Here is a 23457-nt window from a genome sequence, read left to right as displayed (position 1 = left end):
AACAATGAAATTCAGTGAACTGTGGTTACGCGAATGGGTGAACACCACGCTGGACAGCGAAGCGCTTTCTAACCAGATCACCATGGCAGGCCTGGAAGTTGACGGCGTTGAGCCGGTTGCGGGTGCCTTTAATGGCGTGGTCGTCGGTGAAGTGGTTGAGTGCGGCCAGCATCCTAATGCAGACAAACTGCGCGTGACGAAAGTGAACGTGGGCGGCGATCGCCTGCTGGATATCGTCTGCGGTGCGCCAAACTGCCGTCAGGGGCTGAAAGTTGCTGTGGCAACTGTTGGTGCGGTACTGCCGGGCGATTTCAAAATTAAAGCGGCTAAGCTGCGCGGTGAGCCGTCTGAAGGCATGCTGTGTTCGTTCTCCGAGCTGGGTATTTCCGACGATCACAACGGTATCATTGAGCTGCCGCTGGATGCGCCAATCGGTACTGATATCCGTGAATACCTGAAACTCGATGACAACACCATCGAAATCAGCGTCACGCCAAACCGTGCTGATTGCTTAGGTATCATTGGCGTAGCGCGCGACGTCGCGGTGCTGAACCAGGTTGAGCTGAACGTACCAGACATCACGCCAGTTGCTGCAACCATTACCGACACTCTGCCGATTCAGGTTGAAGCCGCCGACGCGTGCCCACGTTACCTTGGGCGTGTCGTGAAAGGTATTAACGTTAAAGCGCCAACCCCACTGTGGATGAAAGAGAAACTGCGTCGCTGTGGTATTCGCTCTATTGATGCAGTTGTTGACGTCACTAACTACGTTCTGCTGGAGCTGGGCCAGCCAATGCACGCGTTCGATAAAGATCGTATCGAAGGTGGAATTGTTGTGCGTATGGCGAAAGAGGGTGAAACCCTGGTTCTGCTGGACGGTAGCGAAGCAAAACTGAACGCTGATACCCTGGTGATTGCGGATCAGGCGAAAGCGCTGGCGATGGGCGGCATCTTTGGTGGCGAACATTCCGGTGTGAATGACGAAACGCAGAACGTGCTGCTTGAATGCGCCTTCTTCAGCCCGCTGTCCATCACGGGCCGTGCGCGCCGTCATGGCCTGCACACTGACGCTTCTCATCGTTATGAGCGTGGCGTTGACCCGGCATTGCAATACAAAGCCATGGAGCGTGCAACACGCCTGCTGATCGATATCTGTGGCGGCGAAGCTGGCCCGGTTATTGATGTGACAAACGAAGCCACTCTGCCAAAACGCGCAACCATCACTCTGCGTCGCAGCAAGCTGGATCGTTTGATTGGTCACCACGTTGCCGACGCTCAGGTCACCGACATTCTGAAGCGCCTGGGCTGTGAAGTCACCGAAGGTCAGGACGAATGGAAGGCCGTTGCGCCATCATGGCGTTTCGACATGGAGATCGAAGAAGACCTGGTGGAAGAAGTGGCTCGCGTATACGGCTACAACAACATCCCTGATGAGCCTGTACAGGCGGGTCTGGTGATGGGCACCCACCGTGAAGCTGACCTGTCCCTGAAGCGTGTGAAAACCATGCTCAATGACAAAGGTTACCAGGAAGTGATCACCTACAGCTTTGTTGATCCGAAGCTGCAGCAGTTGATCCATCCTGGCCAGGAAGCGCTGATCCTGCCAAGCCCGATCTCCAGCGAAATGTCCGCGATGCGTCTGTCTCTGTGGACGGGGCTGCTGGGTACGATTGTTTACAACCAGAATCGTCAGCAAAACCGTGTGCGAATTTTCGAAAGCGGTTTGCGCTTTGTACCGGATAATCAGGCAAATTTAGGCATCCGTCAGGATCTTATGCTGGCTGGTGCTATCAGCGGTAACCGCTATGAAGAGCACTGGGATCTGGCAAAAGGGACGGTTGATTTCTACGATATGAAGGGCGATCTGGAAGCAATTCTCGATCTGACCGGTAAATTATCTGAAATTGAATTCCGTGCAGAAGCCATTCCGGCACTGCATCCGGGGCAAAGTGCAGCCATTTATTTAGACGGCAAACGTGTTGGTTTCATTGGTGTTGTTCACCCTGAGCTGGAGCGTAAACTGGATCTGAATGGCCGTACCATCGTGTTCGAGCTGGAGTGGAACCCGGTTGCAGACCGCGTCATTCCTCAGGCGCAGGACGTGTCACGCTTCCCGGCGAACCGCCGTGATATCGCGGTTGTGGTCGCGGAAAATGTGCCCGCAGCAGATATTTTGGCCGAATGTAAGAAAGTTGGCGTAAATCAGGTAGTTGGCGTAAACTTATTTGACGTGTACCGCGGCAAGGGCGTAGCAGAAGGTTTCAAGAGCCTTGCTATCAGCCTTATCCTTCAGGATACCAGCCGTACACTCGAAGAAGAGGAGATTGCCGCTACCGTCGCCAAATGTGTAGAGGCATTAAAAGAGCGATTCCAGGCATCATTGAGGGATTGAACCTATGGCGCTTACAAAAGCTGAAATGTCAGAATATCTGTTTGATAAGCTTGGGCTTAGCAAACGGGATGCCAAAGAGCTGGTAGAGCTGTTTTTCGAAGAGATCCGTCGTGCTCTGGAAAATGGTGAGCAGGTAAAACTCTCCGGTTTTGGCAATTTTGATTTGCGAGACAAAAACCAACGTCCGGGCCGTAACCCGAAGACGGGGGAAGATATTCCCATTACAGCCCGCCGCGTGGTGACCTTCAGACCCGGCCAGAAGTTAAAAAGCCGTGTCGAAAACGCAACGCCCAAAGCAGAGTAATATGAACTAACTAAAAAGGCCGCTCACGCGGCCTTTTTTCTTTGCGCTCTTTGGCAAACCCGCCGTAAAATCAATTACATCTCACGTCAAAAAAACTGTACACATGCTTGATTACGCCTATCGCCAGCACCGTTCCGATAAACGTCGCCTGTTTTTGCTGGTGCTGCTGCTCATTGTCACCGCCGGCATAAGTCTGTGCGCGGGCGACAGGTGGATAGGGCCTGAAAGCTGGCTAGACCCTGACGGGCAGATCTTCATCTGGCAAATTCGTCTGCCGCGCACCGTGGCGGTGGTCCTGGTGGGTGCCGCGCTGGCACTCTGCGGCACCATTATGCAGGCATTGTTCGATAACCCGCTGGCGGAACCCGGGCTACTCGGCGTATCGAACGGTGCAGGCGTAGGGCTGATTGCGGCTGTCATGCTCGGCGGGGGAGCACTCTCCGGCTGGAGTATCAGCCTGAGTGCCATCATTGGTGCATTGCTGATAACACTCATTCTCCTGCGTTTCGCCAGACGGCACTTATCGACAAGCCGTCTACTGCTTGCCGGGGTGGCACTGGGCATCATCTGTAGCGCACTGATGACCTGGGCGGTCTACTTCTCGACTTCTTTTGACCTGCGGCAACTGATGTACTGGATGATGGGCGGTTTTGGGGGCGTGGACTGGCACCAGGGCTGGCTGATGGTCCTTCTGATCCCGGTCATATTGTGGGCGACCATGCAGGCACAACCACTCAATATGCTCGCGCTGGGTGAAACATCCGCTCGCCAGCTCGGTATGCCAATGGCGTTCTGGCGTAATGTGCTGGTTATTGCCATTGGCTGGCTGGTGGGGGTCAGCGTGGCGCTGGCGGGGGCGATTGGTTTTATCGGGTTGGTTATCCCGCATATGCTTCGCCTGTGCGGCCTCACCGACCATCGAACCTTACTTCCGGCCTCGGCAGTCGCCGGGGCGGTAACATTGCTGGTGGCCGATATCATCGCCCGGCTCGCACTGACGGCCGCGGAACTGCCTATTGGTGTAGTGACCGCTACGCTGGGCGCGCCGGTATTTATCTGGCTACTATTAAAAGCTGGACGTTAAATCACGATCCGTAAAACAACCTGAGGGAATGCTATGCAGTCAGATATCCTGAAAACTGAAGTGACCACCATTGATGGCGATGACACTACGCTGGAAGGCTACAAAGGCAATGTGTTGCTGATCGTTAACGTGGCATCCAAATGTGGCCTGACGCCACAGTACGAGCAGCTGGAGAATATTCAGAAAGCGTGGGAGAAAGACGGTTTCACCGTGCTGGGTTTCCCCTGCAACCAGTTCCTGGGCCAGGAGCCGGGCAGCGCAGAAGAGATCAAAACGTTTTGTAGTATGACCTACGGTGTGACGTTCCCCCTGTTTAGCAAAATTGATGTCAACGGCGAAGATCGCCATCCGCTGTATGCGAAGCTGATTGCTGCTGCGCCGAAGGCCGTTGCGCCGGAAGGAAGTGGCTTTTATGAGCGTATGGCCAGCAAAGGTCGGGCACCGCTCTACCCGGATGACATTCTGTGGAACTTCGAAAAATTCCTGATTGGTCGCGACGGTCAGGTGGTTCAGCGTTTTTCACCGGATATGACACCTGAAGATCCGATTGTCATGGAGTCTATCAAGCTGGCGCTTGCGAAATAATGTCGTTGCTGATGCAGCTCACGGACGTTGCTGAGAAGGGACGTCTGGGGCCGATAACCGGTGCCCTCAATGCGGGAGAGATCCTGCATCTTGTCGGACCCAACGGCGCAGGGAAGAGTACGCTGTTGGCTCGTATGGCGGGGCTAACTTCCGGGCAAGGGCAGATATCGCTGCTGGAACATGCCCTTACCGACTGGTCGCCGCTCTCGCTGGCGCACCGGCGCAGTTACCTTGTGCAGCAACAAATGCCACCTTTTGCGATGCCTGTCTGGCATTATCTGATGCTGCATTTGCACGACAAACAACATACGGCACTACTGACCGAAGTGGCTGCGGCCCTGGGGCTGGAAGATAAACTGTCCCGGCATGCCAGCCAGCTTTCCGGCGGAGAATGGCAGCGGGTGCGTCTGGCGGCGGTCATTATTCAGATTCACCCGGCAGGTAATCCTCACGGGCGGATGTTACTTCTGGATGAGCCGATGAGCGGTCTGGATGTGGCGCAGCAGGCAGCACTGGATTCGCTGTTAAGTAACCTGAGCCGAAAGGGTATCGCCATCGTGATGAGTAGCCACGACCTCAACCATACCCTGCGGCATGCCCATCGGGTGTGGTTGCTGTCGCGCGGAAAGATGATTGCCAGCGGGACGCGGGATCAGGTTCTTACGCCGCCAAATCTTGCTCTTGCGTACAATATGTCGTTCCGCAGGTTGGATATAGAGGGACATAAGATGCTGATTTCTACCGGGCAGGAGTAACCGTTTCTTGCCTGTTAGCACAGTTGCACGCTAAATTACGAAAAGAACAAAAAAAGCAGAGGATTCGTCTGAAAATGCGATTCTGGTTTCTCCTGATGGCAGCGTTATTTCTCGCGGGATGCAGTAGCCATCGTGCGCCGCCGCCTAACCCACGGCTTTCAGATTCTATTACCGTCATTGCCAGTCTCAACGATCAACTGAGCAACTGGCGCGGTACGCCTTATCGCTACGGCGGTATGAGCCGTGGCGGTGTGGATTGTTCCGGTTTTGTCCTGATGACGTTCCGCGACAAGTTTGACTTACAACTTCCGCGCGAAACGCGCAAGCAGGCAGAAATAGGGACTGAAATTGATAAAGATGAGCTTCTGCCTGGAGACCTGGTCTTTTTCAAAACCGGGTCGGGTGAAAGCGGTCTTCATGTTGGTATTTATGATACCGACAACCAGTTTATTCATGCCTCGACCAGCCGTGGAGTGATGCGATCTTCTCTCGATAATGTTTACTGGCGTAAAAACTTCTGGCAAGCGCGACGTATTTAGTCCGCGTTGACGTATCTTTATGACGGCATGGTAGCGAATAAATCATGCCGTTTTTTCGCAAATAAGATGATTAAAGTTAAATTTATCTAAAATTAGCTAAGCCCGCATGCGTCTGTTTTATCTAAAACTGGCTATTACTCGATAACCAGGATAAGATTATTTTAGATTCAGGGATAAATCTGAAAATTAATACGGAACTAATGAAATTAATCTTATTAAAATCAAGACAGTGGAATTATGTCGGCAATTGCTCCAGGATGTCCTCTCTCATCTTTAATGCGGGGCGAGTGCAATGATAATTACGCTAGATAATGCTTACCAGTCTGAACTGTTGCTCCTGCCTGCCCGTAATAGTGCAGGTGAGCTTAAAGGTTTAGAGGTTCTGGTTAACTTTACTGGCGTTGGCACTGATGTAAGGATCCCCACAGACCTCGTTATCCCTCGTCTCTCAGCGACAGAAGAGTTAGCGTTGTTTAACGAAAAACTGCAATTGATTGATTCCTGCAAACTGTTTTTTATTCAGCATCAGTTAATTGCATGGATCAATATTACACCAGTTATTGTTGAGTTTTTATTAAGCAATGGGAACGTTGTTTCAATCCTCGAGCGTTATCCGTTTCTTGAGTTTACTGTTAATGAGAACTATCCAGGTTTAAATAACGGAAAGGACGATCTCCAGTTGGCGAGAATGGCGATCCATTTTCCGATGGTTCTGGCAAACTTTGGTGCGGGTGCCGCATCCCTCAAAGCGGTCTATGATGGATTATTTAAACGGGTCATTTTCGACAAAGGGTTCATTCAGCAGCGTGCATCGGAGCTTTCTTTTGAACCTTTTATGCGCGCAATCCTCTGGCAAATAACGCCACATTGCCAGTCTGTCATCTTATCCGGCATCGACGATCACAACCTGTTGCAACGCGTCTTGTCCTTTAACGTCGGCGCCATGCAGGGTGCGCTCTGGCCAGCGGTCAGTGCAGAGCACGTCACCACACTGGTTCAGCGATAACCCTTGCTTTCGCCCGTGTTTAAGAGCGGGTAAACCCTCTACACTAAAAGCAGGAGGACTTATGACCCTGTCTTTTACTGCTCACTGGCATGACGAGTTGCCTGGTTTTTACACCGCACTCAAACCAACACCCTTACAAAATTCTCGTCTTATCTGGCACAACGACCAGCTGGCAGAGGAGCTGGCGATCCCGCCTGCCATGTTTCAGCCTTCAGACGGCGCTGGCGTCTGGGGGGGTGAAACGCTGCTCGCAGGCATGCAACCCCTGGCTCAGGTCTATAGTGGACACCAGTTTGGCGTCTGGGCGGGGCAACTGGGCGACGGCAGGGGGATCCTGCTTGGCGAACAGCAGCTTTCCAACGGGGAGACGGTTGACTGGCACCTGAAAGGCGCAGGTCTTACACCTTACTCGCGGATGGGCGATGGGCGTGCCGTATTACGTTCAACGATTCGTGAATGCCTGGCATCCGAAGCGATGCATGCCCTGGGGATCCCTACCACTCGCGCGCTGTCGATTGTCACCAGTGACACGCCGGTTGCACGCGAAACGATGGAAAAAGGGGCGATGCTGATGCGAATTGCGCAAAGTCATTTGCGCTTTGGCCATTTTGAGCACTTTTACTATCGCCGCGAGACAGAAAAGGTGCGTCAGCTCGCAGACTACGCTATCGGTCACCACTGGCCACATTTGCAGGATGAGGATGATAAATACGTTCTCTGGTTCCGGGATGTGATTGCCCGTACTGCATCAATGATCGCGCGCTGGCAAACGGTAGGATTTGCCCACGGCGTCATGAATACGGACAACATGTCGCTCCTGGGACTAACCTTTGATTACGGTCCGTTTGGGTTCCTTGATGATTATCAACCGGGATATATCTGTAATCACTCCGATTATCAGGGTCGTTACAGCTTTGACAATCAGCCTGCGGTTGGATTATGGAACCTGCAACGTCTTGCGCAAACGCTGTCACCGTTTATTGACGTTGATGCCCTGAATGACGCGCTCGACAGCTATCAGGATATTTTGCTGCGTGAATACGGCATGTTGATGCGCAACAAGCTGGGGCTGATGACCCAGGAACGGGGGGATAACGAGATCCTTAATGACCTGTTCGCCCTGATGGCGCGTGAAGGCAGTGATTACACCCGTACTTTCCGGATGCTGGGCCTGACGGAGCAGCACAGTGCAGCCTCACCGTTGCGGGACGAGTTTATCGACAGGCAGGCGTTTGACGACTGGTTTACCCGGTACCGCACGCGGTTGCAGCAAGAGCAGGTTGACGATACCACCCGGCACGCGCAGATGAACGCGGCGAACCCGGCGATGGTGTTACGCAACTGGCTGGCCCAACGGGCGATTGAGCAGGCAGAGCAGGGTGAGTACGACGAGTTACACCGTTTGCACATGGCGTTACGCACGCCGTTTGCCGACAGGAATGACGATTACGTCAGCCGCCCGCCTGACTGGGGCAAGCGGCTGGAGGTAAGCTGCTCAAGTTAGTTTTTTGCCGGGTGAAGCGACGCTTACCCGGCTTCCCCGTCACTGTGCGACCCAGCCTCCATCCATGTTCCATGCGACGCCCCGGACATTTACGGCACTGTCGCTGCACAAAAACAGCGCCAGTTCTCCCAACTGTTCCGGGGTGACGAACTCGCCTGAAGGCTGTTTCTCTGCCAGAAGCTGGTCTCGAGCCTGGTCAGGTGCGACGCCATCGGCAATGCGTTTGTCGATTTGCTGTTGTACCAGAGGTGTCAGTACCCAGCCCGGGCAGATCGTATTGGCGGTAATCCCCGTGCGGGCGGTTTCGAGCGCCAGGGATTTCGTAAAACCCACCACGCCATGCTTGGCAGCGACATAGGCTGACTTTTCTTTTGACGCGACCAACCCATGAACGGAGGCAATGTTAATGATGCGGCCCCAGTTTTTCTCACGCATGGCAGGCAGTGCCAGCCGGCTGGTGTGAAACACGGAAGAGAGATTCAGTGCGATAATGTCGTTCCATTTCTCTACCGGAAATGCCTCAACCGGGGCCACATGCTGTATTCCGGCGTTGTTGACAAGAATATCCACACCGCCGAACTGGGTCGCTGCGTAGCGCATCATCGCTTCAATCTGCAATACGTCGCGCAGATCCGCATCGTGGTAGCCCGGTTTTTTGCCAAGGCGCGTAATCTCTTCTCTTGCAGATTCACTGTCGCCGAAACCGTTGAGGATCAGCTGCGCCCCGGCCTGCGCCAGTACGCGGGCGATCCCCAGACCAATACCGCTTGTCGAACCGGTCACCAGAGCGGTTTTACCCTTCAGATTCATATTAATCTCCTTAAACAATACCGGTCAGATAGAACACGGCAATGACAAAAAGTACTGCCAGACTTTTTATGAGGGTGATGGCGAAAATACCGCCGTAGGCCTGACGATGACTCAGGCCGGTGATAGCCAGCAAGGTAATCACCGCGCCATTATGGGGAAGTGTATCCATACCACCGCTTGCCATTGAGGCCACGCGGTGCAGGACTTCCAGAGGAATATTGGCGGCGTGCGCGGCGGCAATAAACGTGTCAGACATTGCTGCGAGTGCAATGCTCATCCCCCCCGAGGCGGAACCGGTGATCCCGGCGAGGACGGTCACGCTGATCGCTTCGTTTAACAGCGGGTTTGGGATCGCAGCCAGCCCTTTGGACAGCACCAGAAAACCAGGCAGTGCAGCAATAACGGCCCCGAAACCATATTCTGAGGCAGTATTCATCGCTGCCAGAATAGCGCCGCTGACCGCCGTCCGGCTGCCTTCAGCCAGACGCCCGCGGATATTGCGAAAACCAAAAATCAGCACCAGCACAATGCCGGAGATCAGCGCCGCCTCCACGGCCCAGATGGCGGTGATCTTACTCACCTCGGTCACAATCGGTTTCGCCAGACCTGGCAGGGTAAGCTCATGGCTCGTACCGTACCAGCCAGGGATCCAGCGGGTAAACAGCAGGTTGAGGATACCCACCAGCAGCAAAGGGGAGATAGCAATCAGCGGATGCGGCAGGTTTATGTTGTCCGGCGTTTCTGGTTCATTTTTGAGATCCGAACCGTAACCTTCATTGTTATTGAGTGCTTTACGGCGCTGACGCTCCAGCCAGAGCAGACCAAAACAGATAATAAACAGAGAACCGATCACCCCAAGCCACGGCGCGGCCCAGGCGTTAGTACCAAAGAAACTGGTGGGGATAATGTTCTGGATTTGAGGCGTGCCGGGCAGGGCGTCCATGGTAAACGAAAATGCCCCCAGCGCCACGGTGGCCGGGATCAGCCGTTTGGGGATGCCACTCTGGCGGAACAGTTCGGCGGCAAACGGATAGACCGCAAATGCCACCACAAACAGCGAAACACCGCCATAGGTTAACAGCGCACACACCAGGACAATGACCGGTATCGCGTGGCGACGACCGAGGATCCGAATGGCGGAGGCGACGATCGAGCGTGAAAAACCGGAGAGCTCAATCAGCTTGCCAAAAACGGCACCCAGCAGAAACACCGGGAAGTAGAGCTTGACGAAGCCCACCATTTTTTCCATAAACAGACCGGTAAACGTCGGGCCGACAGCCCCCGGGTCGGTCAGCAACACTGCACCCAGCGCCGCAATCGGCGCAAACAAAATAACACTATATCCGCGATAGGCCGCCAGCATCAGCAATGCCAGTGCCGCCAGGGCAATTAACACACTCATTACGACTCCTCACTATCATTGTTATATTCGGGTACCAACGAGATGTTTAACGCTCGACGGTCAAAGCGATACCTTGTCCGCCGCCTACGCACAGGGTGACGAGTCCTTTTTTAGCCCCCTGACGCTGCATTTCGTACAGCAGCGTGACGAGAATGCGGCAGCCGGATGCGCCAATTGGATGACCCAGCGCAATCGCGCCACCATTAACATTCACCTTGCGCTCATCCCAGCCGAGCAGCTTGCCCACCGCCAGCGCTTGCGCAGCAAAGGCTTCGTTGGCTTCAATGAGATCCACGTCATCGAGCGTCCAGCCAGCCCGCGCCAGTGCCGTCTGACAGGCGCTGACCGGACCGATGCCCATCACAGACGGGTCGACGCCCGTCACGGCGTAACTCACGATGCGACCCAGGATCGGCAAACCACTTTCCCGCGCTTTTTCCTCGCTCATCAACAGCACCGCAGCGGCACCATCATTGAGCGTTGAGGCATTACCCGCCGTGACCGTGCCTTCCTCGTGTAAAAACGCGGTACGCAGTTGCGCGAGTTGTTCTGCGGTGGTTCCCGGCCGGGGCTGTTCATCACGGCTGACAATCAGGGGCGGCTTTTTACCCTGTTTCACCGTTACTGGCACTATCTCGGCATCGAATCGACCGGCTTCAACCGCGGATGCAGCTTTTTGCTGCGAGCGGACGGCAAAGGCGTCCTGCTGCTCGCGCGAAATGCCGTACTGTCGGGCGATGTTTTCTGCGGTGATCCCCATGTGGTAATCGTTGAACGCATCCCATAGCCCGTCGGTAATCATGCTGTCCTGCAGGCCCGTATGACCAAAACGCAATCCTGAGCGCGCACCGTCCAGCAGATAAGGCGCGTTGCTCATGCTCTCCTGACCGCCCGCGATAACGACGTCGGCATCACCACAGCGGATCGCCTGCGCGGCCAGTTGCACCGCTTTTAAGCCCGCACCACACACCAGATTGACCGTGGTGGCGGGGGTTTTGACAGGTAACCCGGCGCGGATTGCCGTCTGGCGCGCGGGGTTTTGTCCACAACCTGCCGTTAGCACCTGACCGAAGAGCAACTCGTCGATTTGATCTGCATGCAAACCGCTGGTCGCAAGCAGGTGTTGTACTGCTACTGCACCCAGTTCAACTGCAGAAAGGGAGGCGAGCGAACCGCGAAAACCACCCACAGGGGTTCGCGCTGCCCCGACAATCATGACGTTTTTCATGTTGAGTCCTCAGTTGAAGCGCATCTCGCGAACGTCGTCCGCCACTGTTATTTTCCCGGCTGTTTTCGCCACGATCTCGTCGATACTCACCCCCGGAGCGTATTCCCGAAGAATGAACGTGCCGTCCTTGATCTCCAGCAACGCGAGGTCGGTTAAGACCCGACGGATGCAGCCCACGCCCGTGAGAGGCAACGTGCAGCGAGGGAGTAGTTTTGATTCACCACTTTTTGAGGCGTGAGTCATCACCACTATGATGTTCTGTGCCCCGGCAACGAGATCCATTGCTCCCCCCATCCCTTTCACCATCTTCCCGGGGATCATCCATGAGGCGATATTCCCTTCGACATCCACTTCAAACGCACCCAATACGGTCAGATCGACATGACCGCCACGGATCATGGCGAATGACTGAGCCGAGTCGAAAATGGCAGCACCGATCCGTGCGGTCACCGTCTGTTTGCCGGCGTTAATCATGTCGGCATCGAGGTTCCGCTCATCCGGGAATTCCCCCATTCCCAACAGACCGTTTTCCGACTGAAGCATCACGTCCATTCCCGGCGGAATGTAATTCGCCACCAGGGTAGGGATGCCGATCCCCAGGTTGACGTAGTAACCGTCGCGCAACTCGCGAGCGACGCGCATTGCCATCTGTTCACGGGTCAACATTGTCAGACTCCTTCCGCGCGCAGCGTGCGCTGTTCAATACGTTTTTCGAACTGGCCAACAATCAGCCTGTCGACGTAAATTCCCGGGGTGTGAATGGCAGACGGAGGCAGTTCACCTGGTGGCACAATTTCTTCCACCTCCACAACGGTTATCCGGCCCGCTGTGGCCATCAGCGGATTAAAGTTTTGCGCGGTATGTCGATAGATAACGTTGCCGTACCAGTCCGCTTTCCAGCCTTTGATGAGCGCGAAATCACCCGTAATGGCCTCTTCGAGGACGTAGTGTTTACCTGCAAACTGGCGAATTTCTTTGCCTGCCGCCACGGGAGTGCCATAGCCGGTGGCGGTGTAAAATGCCGGAATACCGGCTCCACCCGCGCGCACTTTTTCTGCCAGCGTCCCCTGAGGGGTGAGTTCAATCTCCAGCTCGCCGCTCAATACCTGTTGCTCAAACAACGCGTTCTCACCGACGTAAGACGCCACTACCTTGCGTACCTGCCGCGTCTCAAGCAGTATTCCGAGGCCGAAACCATCCACGCCGCAGTTGTTTGAAACCACCGTCAGATCGTTCACCTGACGGCGTCTGACTTCTGCAATCAGGTTCTCAGGGATCCCGCACAAGCCGAAACCACCTGCCAGCAATGTCATCCCGTTCGTCAGCCCTTCCAGCGCCTGTGCATAGCTACTGACGCGTTTATCCAGTCCCGCCATCGTTATCTCTCCCGTTGTCCGTGCCGGTATCATTAGGGGCGGTGACTCATTTGTTAATTTTGAATTTGTGACCCACTCATTTGGTTTTTTTATTAATTTCCTGTTAACTAAAATTTTTCAATTAGTTAACAGGATAAAAAATGAGAATGAGTGTCAAACAGTTACGTGCGTTTTTAGCGGTAGCTCACACTCTGAATTTCGCGCACGCCAGCGAACGGTTAAATCTCTCCCAGCCGGCACTGAGCCTGACGATTAAAGGTCTTGAGGATGCGCTGGGAGGGCCGCTGCTGCAGCGGAGCACGCGTAAAGTGGCACTGACGCAGGAAGGTGAGACGTTTTTACCTATGGCGCGGCAACTGCTTGCCGACTGGGATAACGTCGAAGAGGCGATGCATCAATGTTTTACGCTACAACGTGGCAAAATCTCGGTCGCGGCCATGCCGTCTTTTGCCGCGAATGTTTTACCGGAGGTACTGAAAGCTTTTCGCGACCGCCACGCCGGGATCAACGTTACCGTGCATGATGTCATCAACGAACATGTGATTGAGATGGTTCGGGAAGGGCGAGTGGAGATGGGGATCGCGTTTGAACCAGCACCTACGCATAACCTGCTGTTTACGCCACTGGGTCTCGACAGATTTGTTGCCATTGTGCCGAAAGATTCCTCTCTGGCCAGTAAAAAACGCTTGTCATGGGAAGAACTGCTGGCGCTGGATTTCATCACCCTGCAGCGGCCCTCAGCGGTACGTCTGATGCTGGAAGAGGAACTGGCCCGAAGCGGCAGAAAACTGGATGTGGCGCTGGAGAGCCATCAACTGGTGACGGTGGGGCGGATGGTCGCCAGTGGACTGGGCGGCAGCGCTGTTCCGGCATTGTGCGAAACGCAGATGGCCGCGTTAGGAGCGGTCTGTATTCCACTGGATAACCCGCGTATTGAAAAATGCATTGGCGTGATCCATCCAGGGCACACGCAGCTTTCAAAAGCGGCGCGTGCCCTGCTGGAAACACTGAAGGATTTTTATCAGCCTGGCCAGGTGGGATGAAAAGGCTGATTTGAACGACGTCAGAAGCGCGTATCCACCGCCGCAGCCAGTTTATCCAGCAGCAGTTCGCTGTCTTCCCAGCTCAGACAAGGGTCGGTGATCGACTGTCCGTACACCATCTGCTGTCCGGCAACAATCTTCTGCGTGCCTTCCTTGATGAAACTTTCGGCCATAATCCCCGCGATAGCGGTTGAGCCGCTGCGGATCTGCTGACAAATTTCATCGCACACATCTAACTGGCGGCGGTGCTGTTTCTGACAGTTCCCGTGGCTGAAATCCACGACCAGATGTTCCGGGAGGTCGAACTCTGCCAGCGTTTCACAGGCGGCCGCAATATCTTCCGCGTGATAGTTGGGTTTCTTCCCACCACGCATAATGATATGCCCGTACGGGTTACCGCTGGTCTGGTAGATGGTCATGTGACCGCTCTTATCCGGCGACAGGAACATGTGGCTGGCACGGGCAGCGCGGATCGCATCTACCGCGATACGGGTGTTGCCATCCGTCCCGTTTTTAAAGCCGACCGGACAGGAGAGGGCGGAGGCCATCTCACGGTGGATTTGGCTTTCGGTGGTACGTGCGCCAATTGCGCCCCAACTGATGAGATCGGCGATAAACTGCCCGGTCACCATATCGAGAAATTCGGTCGCCGTTGGTACGCCCAGTTCGTTGACCTGCAGGAGCAGTTTGCGCGCCAGCTCAATACCGTGGTTCACACGGTAGCTACCGTTCAGGTCAGGATCGGAAATCAGGCCTTTCCAGCCCACCACGGTACGCGGTTTTTCAAAGTAGGTTCGCATCACGATCTCAAGGCGATGCTGGTATTTGTCCCGCAGCCCCTGAAGTCGTTTGGCGTAATCCATAGCGGCATCCAGATCGTGGATGGAACAAGGCCCAATCACCACCAGAAGACGTTTGTCTTCGCCATTCAGGATTTTTTCAATGCGTCGGCGGGAAGCCGTGACATGTTCCGCAACGGTGGCGGAAACAGGATGCCGCAGTGCCAGTTCAGCCGGTGTAACCAGGCTGTCGATGCGCGCAGTGCGGAGTTCGTCGGTTTTATTCATGGAATGTCTCAGAAAATTTTTGCTTCATCGGCAGACTACCGGGAAGTGATGGGCATCACCTTAAACCAATCCCTGCTGATTTCAAGTTCGGGGCGACACTGCCCCGTGGTTGTGGGTGATGATACCTGAATTTGAGCTAATGTACTAGCATATTAGTACATGCGACGGTTAAGTCCCATAATATCGAGAATTTTGGTGGCAATCTCTTCGACCGAATAGTTAGTACTGTTCAGCCATGGGATCTGGTTCTTGCGGTACAGCGCTTCCACTTCGGAAACTTCCATTCGACACTGACGCATTGAGGCATACCGGCTGTTCTCGCGGCGTTCTTCGCGGATCGCTGCCAGACGTTCCGGGTTGATCGTCAGACCGAACAATTTATGTTGCAGAGGCTTAAGGGCGGCAGGCAGCACCAGGTTATCCATATCGTCAGCAATAAAGGGGTAGTTTGCGGCACGAATACCAAACTGCATTGCCAGATAGAGGCTGGTTGGCGTTTTGCCGCAGCGCGACACGCCAAGCAGGATCACCTGCGCCTGGTCGAGATTACGTAGAGAGATACCGTCGTCGTGTGCCAGGGTGTAATCAATGGCAGCAATACGCGCATCGTACTTGGTCAGATTGCCGGGGTTTAGCCCGTGGGTACGGTGAGCGATCGGGGTCGGGTCAAGCTTAAGCTCGCTTTGCAGCGGAGCCACCAGCGCCTGGACGATATCCTGACAGAAGCCTTCACTTTGCAAAATGATGGAGCGAATCTCGGGGATCACGATCGAGTAGAACACCAGCGGGCGGACGCCGGTCTGCTGGTAGATGGCATCAATCTGGTCCTTCACCGCTTTGGCGCGGCTCTCATTTTCGACAAACGGCAGCGTGATGCTGTTAATCGAAACGGGAAACTGCGACATCACCGCATGGCCCAGCACCTCGGCGGTGATCGCCGTACCATCAGAAATATAAAAAACGTGGCGATCGACAGCATTATCCATTTTACTCACCCTGAATATCATACCTAATTGTCTGAAAGCATAAATTAAAAAAGTAAATTACACAGCAAAGAACTTATCTTAATTATAAATGAAACGGTGTTTTTGATTTTCCTGAAAAGTGGATTTCATTTTTCAAATAGCGACTTTATTTTTGTGGTTTCTGGCTGAATATATAGGAATCATCGGGTTCGCGGGTGATGGGAAAGTATCCGAAAAGTTGAAAATTTAAATTGCTTACACGATTCACCGTTTTTTTAGCGCTAATAAATATGCCACTATAAATACGTAGTCAGGTGTTACTTACTCCGATCAAATATCACAAAAGGATTGTTTCGATGTCCAACAATGGCTCGTCACCGCTGGTGCTTTGGTATAACCAACTCGGCATGAATGATGTAGACAGAGTTGGGGGCAAAAATGCCTCCCTGGGTGAAATGATTACAAATCTGTCGGGTATGGGTGTCTCCGTACCAAACGGGTTTGCCACAACTGCCGATGCGTTTAACCTGTTTTTAGACCAGAGCGGCGTGAACCAGCGCATTTACGACCTGCTGGATAAAACGGATATTGATGACGTTACCGAGCTTGCCAAAGCCGGGTCACAAATCCGCCAGTGGATTATCGACACACCTTTCCAGCCGGAACTGGAAAAAGCCATTCACGATGCGTACAACCAGCTCTCTGCTGACGATGCGCAGGCCTCCTTTGCCGTGCGTTCTTCTGCAACCGCAGAAGATATGCCAGACGCCTCGTTTGCCGGGCAGCAGGAAACCTTCCTGAACGTGCAGGGATACGATGCCGTGCTGGTGGCAGTGAAGCACGTGTTTGCTTCCCTGTTCAACGACCGTGCCATCTCCTATCGCGTGCACCAGGGCTATGACCATCGCGGCGTAGCACTTTCTGCAGGTGTTCAGCGCATGGTGCGCTCGGACGTGGGCTCATCCGGCGTGATGTTCTCCATTGATACTGAATCCGGCTTCGACCAGGTGGTGTTTATCACCTCCGCGTGGGGTCTGGGTGAGATGGTGGTTCAGGGGGCGGTTAACCCTGATGAATTCTATGTCCACAAACCAACGCTGGCCGCTGGCCGCCCGGCGGTGGTGCGCCGCACCATGGGCTCGAAAAAAATCCGCATGATCTATGCCCCAACCCAGGAGCATGGCAAGCAGGTTAAGATTGAAGATGTACCGCAGGAGCAGCGTGACCGCTTCTCTCTGACCGATGCTGAAGTTCAGGAACTGGCGAAGCAGGCGGTACAGATTGAAAAACACTACGGTCGTCCAATGGATATCGAATGGGCGAAAGACGGGAACACCGGCAAGCTGTTTATCGTCCAGGCGCGTCCGGAAACCGTCCGCTCTCGCGGTCAGGTCATGGAGCGTTACACGCTGCACGCGCAGGGTAAAATCGTTGCGGAAGGTCGTGCTATCGGTCATCGCATCGGTGCTGGTCCGGTCAAAGTGATCCACGACATCAGCGAGATGAACCGTATTGAGCCAGGCGACGTGCTGGTGACCGACATGACCGACCCGGACTGGGAACCGATCATGAAGAAAGCCGCGGCTATCGTCACCAACCGTGGCGGCCGTACCTGTCACGCGGCGATCATTGCCCGCGAACTGGGTATTCCAGCGGTTGTCGGCTGCGGTGATGCCACTGAGCGCATGAAAGACGGACAGAATGTGACTGTCTCCTGCGCCGAAGGCGATACCGGCTACGTGTATGCCGATATCCTCGATTTCAGCGTGAAAAGTTCCAGTGTTGAAACCATGCCGGACCTGCCGCTGAAGATCATGATGAACGTTGGTAACCCGGACCGCGCGTTTGACTTCGCCTGCCTGCCGAACGAAGGTGTGGGCCTGGCGCGTCTCGAATTTATCATCAACCGTATGATCGGCGTTCACCCGCGTGCACTGCTGGAGTTTGATGATCAGGATCCGAAACTGCAGAACGAAATCCGCGAGATGATGAAAGGCTACGACTCACCGAAAGAGTTCTACGTCGGCCGTCTGACCGAAGGGATTGCCACCCTGGGTGCCGCCTTCTACCCGAAACGCGTGATTGTGCGTCTGTCTGACTTTAAGTCTAACGAATACGCCAACCTGGTGGGCGGCGAGCGCTATGAGCCGGAAGAAGAGAACCCAATGCTGGGCTTCCGTGGGGCTGGACGTTACGTCTCCGACAGCTTCCGCGACTGCTTCGCACTGGAGTGTGAAGCGGTGAAACGCGTGCGCAACGACATGGGACTGACCAACGTCGAAATCATGATCCCGTTTGTGCGTACTGTGGATCAGGCGAAAGCCGTTGTGGACGAGCTGGCGCGTCAGGGGCTGAAGCGCGGCGAGAACGGGCTGAAGATCATCATGATGTGTGAAATCCCGTCCAACGCCCTGCTGGCCGAGCAGTTCCTGGAACACTTCGACGGTTTCTCAATCGGCTCGAACGACATGACACAGCTGACGCTGGGTCTGGATCGTGACTCCGGTGTGGTTTCTGAGCTGTTCGATGAGCGTAACGAGGCGGTGAAAGCGCTGCTGTCGATGTCCATTCGTGCGGCGAAGAAACAGGGTAAATACGTTGGGATTTGTGGTCAGGGCCCATCCGACCATGAAGACTTTGCCGCATGGCTGATGGAAGAGGGGATTGATAGTCTGTCCCTGAACCCGGACACCGTGGTGCAAACCTGGCTGAGCCTGGCAGAACTGAACAAGTAACACCACCATAACCCGAAAAGGCGAGGAGATTATTCCTCGCCTTTTTTATTTCCCCTCTTATTTGCTCCCCATCACAAATAAAGTAAAAAACCAAATATCATAATTTGTCTGTTAATTTAGACAATTGTTAGCGCGCAAACCGTTGCTAATACTTGAGCCTTACTGCGCATTTCCCTTCAGATGATGCGCAACTGGTTGAAATACGTTTTAACCTGATAAAAAGGCAAATAACAATGACACTTTCCTCTGTATTGCGTACCAAAGATAAAATAGGTTACGGCTTAGGCGATATGGCCAGTGCGCTGGTCTGGCAAACGGCAGCGTTATTTCTTGCTTATTTCTATACGGACGTTTTTGGGTTGCCCGCCGCGATTATGGGCACCATGTTTTTAGTGGTACGCGTGGTCGATGCGTTTGTTGACCCGTGCATTGGTGCACTGGTCGACCGTACGCAAACGCGTCATGGTCGTTTCCGTCCCTGGTTGCTGTGGTTCGCCATTCCGTTTGGCGTGAGTTGCCTCATCACCTTCTATGTTCCGGACGTGGGACCTACGGCGAAAATTGCGTATGCTTGCGTGACCTACACGATCTTAAGCCTGATTTATTCCGCGATTAACGTACCTTACTGCGCCATGCCCGGCGCGCTGACGTTGGATCCGCGCGAGCGTCACTCTCTGCAGTCATGGCGTTTTGGCCTGTCGTTTATCGGTGGGTTGATTGTCACGGTTATTGCCCTGCCGCTGGTCTCATTGTTAGGACAGGGCAATGTGCAGAAAGGCTATTTCTATGCCATGAGCCTGATGGGGTTACTCGGGATTGTGCTGTTCTTCTGCTGCTTCCTGATGACTCGCGAGCGTTATTCTCCGCCCAATGATACCTCCGGCTCCATGCTCACCGATTTAAAACTGCTGGCCGGAAACAGCCAGTGGCGTATTGTGTTCGTGTTTAATATTTTGCTGTTAACGGCGGTGGTGACGCGCGGTTCCGCCACCATGTATTACGTCAACTATGTGCTGCTGCGTCCGGAGCTGGTTTTTGCCTTTATTGTTTCCGGGATGGTGGCCTCCTTAAGCGGCGCATTATTATCCGAACGGCTGTTGGGCAAATTTGACCGCGTCCGGGCCTACCAGTGGACGATTATTTCCTTCGTCATCTTCGGCGCGCTGATTTTCTTCCTTCCCCCTTCGCAGGTCTGGCTGATCTTTGGTCTCAATATTGTCTTTAGCTTTGTGCAAAACCTCACCACGCCGCTCCAGTGGACTATGTTCTCCGATGTGGTCGACTACGAAGAGCACCGCAGCGGACGTCGCCTGGATGGTCTGGTCTTCTCTACTGCGCTGTTTGCCATCAAATTTGGCCTGGCACTGGGCGGGGCGGTTGTTGGCTGGGTGCTGGGCATGGTGGATTACGCCCCGGGACAGGCAACTCAGGCACCGCACGTTCTCTCTACCATTAATGCACTGTTCACCCTTATCCCTTGCGCGTTGTTCCTCTGCATGGTTGCGCTTCTTGCTATTTACAAACTTAACAGCCGGCTGGTGGATTCCATTGCCCGGGAGCTGGCCAGCAAACGTGAGGTGAGACCTGACCCGGGGCAACTCAGCCCGGCAACCCCTTCCGCAATACAGGAGTAAAACATGACAGCTATCTATAAGGACGCGGGACGTCCCGTGCACGAGCGCGTCGCCGACTTACTGGCACGTATGACCCCGGAAGAGAAGTTCGCTCAGATGCATGCATACTGGTTGATCCTCGATGAAAACGGTAACCATCGTGAGCGCAGCGATCTGAGTGACGAATTCTCCGGGGTGAGTGAACAGGCTTCGCTCAGTGAACGGCTAAAACTGGGCGTCGGGCAGATCACGCGTCCGCTGGGTACCCATATTGTTGATGCACAAACCGGCGTGCGCGCCGCTAACCGCCTGCAGCGGATGATGATGGAAGAGACGCGTCTCGGCATTCCGGCGCTGTTCCATGAGGAGTGTCTGGTGGGGTTGTTGTGCAAAGAGGCCACGCTGTTCCCGTCGTCGCTGAATTACGGATCAACCTGGGACCCGGACCTGGTGCAGCGAGCAGCAGAAAAGATTGGCAAAGAGGCGCGGTCTGTGGGCTGCCAGCAGGGGCTGGCGCCGGTGCTGGATGTCTCTCGCGATGTCCGCTGGGGGCGTACTGAAGAGACCTTTGGCGAAGATCCCTGGCTGGTGGGCGTGATGGCCACTGCCTACGTGAAAGGCTTACAGGGCGATAAACGCGATCTGCTGGCGACCCTGAAACATTATGTGGGTCACTCGTTCAGCGAAGGTGCACGCAACCATGCGCCGGTACATCTTGGCTTTAGCGAGCTTAATGATACCTTCCTGTTACCGTTTGAAATGGCGGTGAAGCTGGCTAATGCCGGTTCCGTGATGCCAGCCTACCACGATATTGATAATCAACCTGGCCACAGCGACCACTTCCTGCTCACTACTGTGTTGCGCGAACAGTGGGGATTCGACGGGATAATCGTGGCGGATTACGGTGGTGTAAGCCTTCTGCATCAGCATCATGGTGTCTCACATGATGCGACAGAATCTGCCGCACTGGCCTTCAACGCCGGGCTTGATATCGAACTGCCGAAAGACGACTGCGCGCGCCATCTGGCAGAAGCCGTTGAGCGTGGACTGATCTCCATGGCCAAAGTCGATGAAATCGTGGGTCGCTTACTGACTGAAAAATTCCGTCTGGGTCTGTTTGAAAAACCGTATGCCGATGAACATGGCATTGATCTGCAGAATGATGTCACCCGCCAGGTCGCGCGGGATGTGGCGACCCGTTCGCTGACACTGCTTGAGAATAACGGCATTTTGCCTCTGGGTGGTAAACCCCGCGTGGCGGTGGTGGGGCCGACGGCAGACGACCCGCTGGCGTTGCTCAGCGGTTACAGCTTCCCGGTACATTTGATCATCAGCGATATGATGGAAGAGACCTCGCAGGTCACGACCCCGCGTGCGGCGCTGGAGCATTATCTCGGTGCCTCGCAGGTTCGCTACGCCAAAGGGTGTCACATCATCGAAAAACGGATGGCCGGTGCGCCGGTCTTCCCGGGCGACAGCGGCGGTAAACCGATGCAGCAGTCGCCGGTTTCTCAATGTACTGATTTGATCCCCGAGGCTGTGAACGTTGCGCAAGAGAGTGATGTGGTAGTGGCTTGCGTTGGCGACCTCGCCGGATTGTTCCAGAGCGGCACGGTAGGGGAAGGGTCTGATACCGATTCTCTGAATCTGCCGGGTGTGCAGCAGCAACTTCTGGAGGCGCTGGTAGCCACCGGCAAACCGGTGATTGTCGTGATGACCGGAGGGCGACCATACAACCTTCAGGGACTGGAAGACAAAGTAGCGGCGTTCATGATGGCCTGGGCTCCAGGGCAGGAAGGGGGCTGGGCGATTGCGGACGTACTGACAGGGCGTGCGGAACCGCAAGGGCGTCTGGTAGTGAGTGTACCGAAAAGTGCCGGGGCAATGCCGTATTACTACAATCACAAGCTCAAAAGCGGCGGTACGCCGTTTGCGTTCCATTTCGGGTCTCGTTATCCGTTTGGTTTCGGCCTTGGCTGGACGCAGTTTAACTGGGGAACGGCGCGTGTGGCCGGATCCCACGTGCCAGTCGACGGTGAGGTAGCACTGAGTGTGGACATCACCAATGTCGGAGAACGCAGTGGCAGCGAGGTGGTGCAGGTTTACGTCAGGGATAAGGTTGCCACGCAGGTACGGCCACTTCAGGAGCTGAAGGCATTCCAGCGCGTCACGCTCTCGCCGGGCGAAACCGCCACGCTCACCTTTATGCTCCCAGTTGAGATGTTCAACTTCACCCGTCGGGACGGAAAACGCATTGTTGAGCCGGGTGAGTTTGAACTACAAATTGGTGCATCGTCGACGGATATCCGCGAGGTGGTGACGGTTAATGTGACAGGTGAAACGCGGGTGCTGCCTGCGGAGTGGCGGATGCTCAGTAGCTGTAAGGTTAAGCGCGCAAATGAAGGCATTGCGGTGTGTTAATCAATCGGGAGCAGAGCAGTTACCTTTGTTCCTGAAGGAAAGAATGTTAGAACAAGCCCCTGATGGGGCTTTTATGTTTAAAACTCTCTTGAAAGAGTAATGTACCCGTTGAACCTTATAGAGCATTCATCTTTATTCATAAGGCTTGTGGCAATGAAAACAGACTTCTTCCCTGCTTTGTTTGTATATGTATATTTTGCAGTTATAGATTTTACTTCATTTTCATAATAGCTTGAGAAGTAAATTTTGTTATAAGTTTCTTCTGATTTGTCTTTATCTGGGTCATTATTGAAATCCATCCTTGCTAATGATTTTGCATAGATTTTAGATATTGGTGAAATATCAATGATTTCTACTTTTGCTTTTGTCTCGTCTACAGTTGAAGTGTCTATTTTCAAATCTTTTGAAAGTGCGTCAAATAAAGATGACTCCATTGATAAACCAATTGAGGCACAGCCGTAATCTTTTGCTGAAGACACCACAGGAACAGTAATAAATATACACACTAGTAGTTTTTTAAACATAATCAATCTTCCACTACTAAAATTTTACCTGATTACCACCATGATTCAGCTCTTCAGGACTACACTTAAAGGGTTCTGTTCTGGAGGGTTAAATCATGGCCAGA

The 23457-nt window shown here is 54.0% G+C and carries 20 protein-coding genes; 12 read left to right on the top strand and 8 right to left on the bottom strand.

What is annotated here, in order from left to right; translation table 11 throughout:
- Positions 1–4: 4 nt before the first annotated feature.
- The 8 genes from pheT to selO all read left to right on the top strand — a co-directional run bounded on the left by pheT (position 5) and on the right by selO (position 8169).
- The gene (gene pheT / locus V6E55_RS22005; protein ID WP_236921632.1) at positions 5–2392 is read left to right on the top strand and encodes a phenylalanine--tRNA ligase subunit beta; all 2388 of its coding nucleotides are present in this window, start codon (positions 5–7) and stop codon (positions 2390–2392) included.
- 4 nt (positions 2393–2396) lie between these two features.
- Complete coding sequence (ihfA, locus tag V6E55_RS22000) at positions 2397–2696, top strand: integration host factor subunit alpha (RefSeq protein WP_003857805.1); 300 nt, start codon at positions 2397–2399, stop codon at positions 2694–2696.
- A 103-nt stretch (positions 2697–2799) separates the two neighbouring features.
- The gene (gene btuC / locus V6E55_RS21995) at positions 2800–3780 is read left to right on the top strand and encodes a vitamin B12 ABC transporter permease BtuC (RefSeq protein WP_316943919.1); all 981 of its coding nucleotides are present in this window, start codon (positions 2800–2802) and stop codon (positions 3778–3780) included.
- Between the two features lie 33 nt (positions 3781–3813).
- Positions 3814–4365 carry a glutathione peroxidase gene (locus tag V6E55_RS21990; protein WP_316943918.1) on the top strand — a complete coding sequence of 184 codons (552 nt, stop codon included), beginning with the start codon at positions 3814–3816 and terminating at the stop codon, positions 4363–4365.
- Positions 4365–5120 (top strand): vitamin B12 ABC transporter ATP-binding protein BtuD, encoded by a 756-nt coding sequence (btuD, locus tag V6E55_RS21985; RefSeq protein ID WP_316943917.1) that lies wholly within the window; start codon positions 4365–4367, stop codon positions 5118–5120. The genes V6E55_RS21990 and btuD overlap by 1 nt, the downstream gene beginning before the upstream one ends.
- A gap of 74 nt (positions 5121–5194) precedes the next feature.
- Positions 5195–5659 carry an NlpC/P60 family protein gene (locus V6E55_RS21980; RefSeq protein WP_028017229.1) on the top strand — a complete coding sequence of 155 codons (465 nt, stop codon included), beginning with the start codon at positions 5195–5197 and terminating at the stop codon, positions 5657–5659.
- 292 nt (positions 5660–5951) lie between these two features.
- Positions 5952–6665 carry an EAL domain-containing protein gene (locus V6E55_RS21975; protein ID WP_129996044.1) on the top strand — a complete coding sequence of 238 codons (714 nt, stop codon included), beginning with the start codon at positions 5952–5954 and terminating at the stop codon, positions 6663–6665.
- Between the two features lie 61 nt (positions 6666–6726).
- On the top strand, positions 6727–8169 hold the full coding sequence (selO, locus tag V6E55_RS21970) for a protein adenylyltransferase SelO (protein WP_316943916.1): 1443 nt from the start codon (positions 6727–6729) through the stop codon (positions 8167–8169).
- A 39-nt stretch (positions 8170–8208) separates the two neighbouring features.
- Here the strand turns inward: selO and V6E55_RS21965 are convergent, their stop codons facing one another.
- From V6E55_RS21965 to V6E55_RS21945, 5 genes are read right to left on the bottom strand one after another with little or no spacing between them, the layout of a single operon-like run.
- The gene (locus tag V6E55_RS21965; RefSeq protein ID WP_316943915.1) at positions 8209–8979 is read right to left on the bottom strand and encodes a 3-hydroxybutyrate dehydrogenase; all 771 of its coding nucleotides are present in this window, start codon (positions 8977–8979) and stop codon (positions 8209–8211) included.
- Between the two features lie 10 nt (positions 8980–8989).
- Complete coding sequence (locus tag V6E55_RS21960; RefSeq protein WP_129996041.1) at positions 8990–10381, bottom strand: GntP family permease; 1392 nt, start codon at positions 10379–10381, stop codon at positions 8990–8992.
- Between the two features lie 46 nt (positions 10382–10427).
- Positions 10428–11609: an acetyl-CoA C-acetyltransferase gene (locus tag V6E55_RS21955; protein WP_316943914.1), complete on the bottom strand. Its 1182-nt coding sequence runs from the start codon at positions 11607–11609 to the stop codon at positions 10428–10430.
- Positions 11610–11618: 9 nt separating this feature from the next.
- Positions 11619–12275: a CoA transferase subunit B gene (locus V6E55_RS21950; RefSeq protein ID WP_236920439.1), complete on the bottom strand. Its 657-nt coding sequence runs from the start codon at positions 12273–12275 to the stop codon at positions 11619–11621.
- A gap of 2 nt (positions 12276–12277) precedes the next feature.
- A complete protein-coding gene (locus tag V6E55_RS21945; RefSeq protein ID WP_114979402.1) occupies positions 12278–12985 on the bottom strand; it encodes a CoA transferase subunit A in 708 nt (235 codons plus the stop codon).
- A 140-nt stretch (positions 12986–13125) separates the two neighbouring features.
- Between V6E55_RS21945 and V6E55_RS21940 the strand changes: the two genes are divergently transcribed.
- Positions 13126–14028, top strand: a complete 903-nt coding sequence (locus V6E55_RS21940) for a LysR family transcriptional regulator (RefSeq protein ID WP_165383589.1) — start codon at positions 13126–13128, stop codon at positions 14026–14028.
- A 20-nt stretch (positions 14029–14048) separates the two neighbouring features.
- Here the strand turns inward: V6E55_RS21940 and aroH are convergent, their stop codons facing one another.
- A complete protein-coding gene (gene aroH / locus V6E55_RS21935; RefSeq protein ID WP_114979404.1) occupies positions 14049–15095 on the bottom strand; it encodes a 3-deoxy-7-phosphoheptulonate synthase AroH in 1047 nt (348 codons plus the stop codon).
- 152 nt (positions 15096–15247) lie between these two features.
- A complete protein-coding gene (gene ppsR / locus V6E55_RS21930; RefSeq protein ID WP_028017244.1) occupies positions 15248–16081 on the bottom strand; it encodes a posphoenolpyruvate synthetase regulatory kinase/phosphorylase PpsR in 834 nt (277 codons plus the stop codon).
- 335 nt (positions 16082–16416) lie between these two features.
- Between ppsR and ppsA the strand changes: the two genes are divergently transcribed.
- The 3 genes from ppsA (at position 16417) to V6E55_RS21915 (ending at position 22829) form a co-directional block, all read left to right on the top strand.
- The gene (gene ppsA, locus V6E55_RS21925) at positions 16417–18795 is read left to right on the top strand and encodes a phosphoenolpyruvate synthase (protein ID WP_114979405.1); all 2379 of its coding nucleotides are present in this window, start codon (positions 16417–16419) and stop codon (positions 18793–18795) included.
- A gap of 233 nt (positions 18796–19028) precedes the next feature.
- Positions 19029–20429, top strand: coding sequence for an MFS transporter (locus V6E55_RS21920; protein ID WP_316943913.1), 1401 nt, complete (start codon positions 19029–19031; stop codon positions 20427–20429).
- Between the two features lie 3 nt (positions 20430–20432).
- The gene (locus V6E55_RS21915) at positions 20433–22829 is read left to right on the top strand and encodes a glycoside hydrolase family 3 N-terminal domain-containing protein (protein ID WP_316943912.1); all 2397 of its coding nucleotides are present in this window, start codon (positions 20433–20435) and stop codon (positions 22827–22829) included.
- 77 nt (positions 22830–22906) lie between these two features.
- Here V6E55_RS21915 and V6E55_RS21910 read toward each other — a convergent pair whose 3' ends face one another.
- Positions 22907–23353, bottom strand: a complete 447-nt coding sequence (locus tag V6E55_RS21910) for a Shiga toxin A subunit (RefSeq protein WP_316943911.1) — start codon at positions 23351–23353, stop codon at positions 22907–22909.
- Between the last annotated feature and the right edge of the window lie 104 nt (positions 23354–23457).

This window comes from Enterobacter sp. 342 (assembly GCF_036663495.1).
Taxonomy (GTDB): Bacteria; Pseudomonadota; Gammaproteobacteria; order Enterobacterales; family Enterobacteriaceae; genus Enterobacter.
The sequence above is the reverse complement of the archived record's forward strand: the minus strand, read 5'-3'. Positions and strand labels throughout refer to the sequence as shown.

Excerpts from the sequence above, each read along its gene's own strand:
- ihfA (WP_003857805.1), top strand. The coding sequence starts at position 2,397 with ATGGCGCTTACAAAAGCTGAAATGTCAGAATATCTGTTTGATAAGCTT.
- V6E55_RS21980 (WP_028017229.1), top strand. The coding sequence starts at position 5,195 with ATGCGATTCTGGTTTCTCCTGATGGCAGCGTTATTTCTCGCGGGATGC.
- V6E55_RS21975 (WP_129996044.1), top strand. The coding sequence starts at position 5,952 with ATGATAATTACGCTAGATAATGCTTACCAGTCTGAACTGTTGCTCCTG.
- V6E55_RS21910 (WP_316943911.1), bottom strand. The coding sequence starts at position 23,353 with ATGTTTAAAAAACTACTAGTGTGTATATTTATTACTGTTCCTGTGGTG.
- selO (WP_316943916.1), top strand. The coding sequence starts at position 6,727 with ATGACCCTGTCTTTTACTGCTCACTGGCATGACGAGTTGCCTGGTTTT.
- ppsA (WP_114979405.1), top strand. The coding sequence starts at position 16,417 with ATGTCCAACAATGGCTCGTCACCGCTGGTGCTTTGGTATAACCAACTC.
- aroH (WP_114979404.1), bottom strand. The coding sequence starts at position 15,095 with ATGAATAAAACCGACGAACTCCGCACTGCGCGCATCGACAGCCTGGTT.
- btuD (WP_316943917.1), top strand. The coding sequence starts at position 4,365 with ATGTCGTTGCTGATGCAGCTCACGGACGTTGCTGAGAAGGGACGTCTG.
- V6E55_RS21945 (WP_114979402.1), bottom strand. The coding sequence starts at position 12,985 with ATGGCGGGACTGGATAAACGCGTCAGTAGCTATGCACAGGCGCTGGAA.
- V6E55_RS21915 (WP_316943912.1), top strand. The coding sequence starts at position 20,433 with ATGACAGCTATCTATAAGGACGCGGGACGTCCCGTGCACGAGCGCGTC.
- pheT (WP_236921632.1), top strand. The coding sequence starts at position 5 with ATGAAATTCAGTGAACTGTGGTTACGCGAATGGGTGAACACCACGCTG.
- V6E55_RS21920 (WP_316943913.1), top strand. The coding sequence starts at position 19,029 with ATGACACTTTCCTCTGTATTGCGTACCAAAGATAAAATAGGTTACGGC.
- ppsR (WP_028017244.1), bottom strand. The coding sequence starts at position 16,081 with ATGGATAATGCTGTCGATCGCCACGTTTTTTATATTTCTGATGGTACG.
- V6E55_RS21990 (WP_316943918.1), top strand. The coding sequence starts at position 3,814 with ATGCAGTCAGATATCCTGAAAACTGAAGTGACCACCATTGATGGCGAT.
- V6E55_RS21950 (WP_236920439.1), bottom strand. The coding sequence starts at position 12,275 with ATGTTGACCCGTGAACAGATGGCAATGCGCGTCGCTCGCGAGTTGCGC.
- V6E55_RS21965 (WP_316943915.1), bottom strand. The coding sequence starts at position 8,979 with ATGAATCTGAAGGGTAAAACCGCTCTGGTGACCGGTTCGACAAGCGGT.
- V6E55_RS21955 (WP_316943914.1), bottom strand. The coding sequence starts at position 11,609 with ATGAAAAACGTCATGATTGTCGGGGCAGCGCGAACCCCTGTGGGTGGT.
- V6E55_RS21940 (WP_165383589.1), top strand. The coding sequence starts at position 13,126 with ATGAGAATGAGTGTCAAACAGTTACGTGCGTTTTTAGCGGTAGCTCAC.
- btuC (WP_316943919.1), top strand. The coding sequence starts at position 2,800 with ATGCTTGATTACGCCTATCGCCAGCACCGTTCCGATAAACGTCGCCTG.
- V6E55_RS21960 (WP_129996041.1), bottom strand. The coding sequence starts at position 10,381 with ATGAGTGTGTTAATTGCCCTGGCGGCACTGGCATTGCTGATGCTGGCG.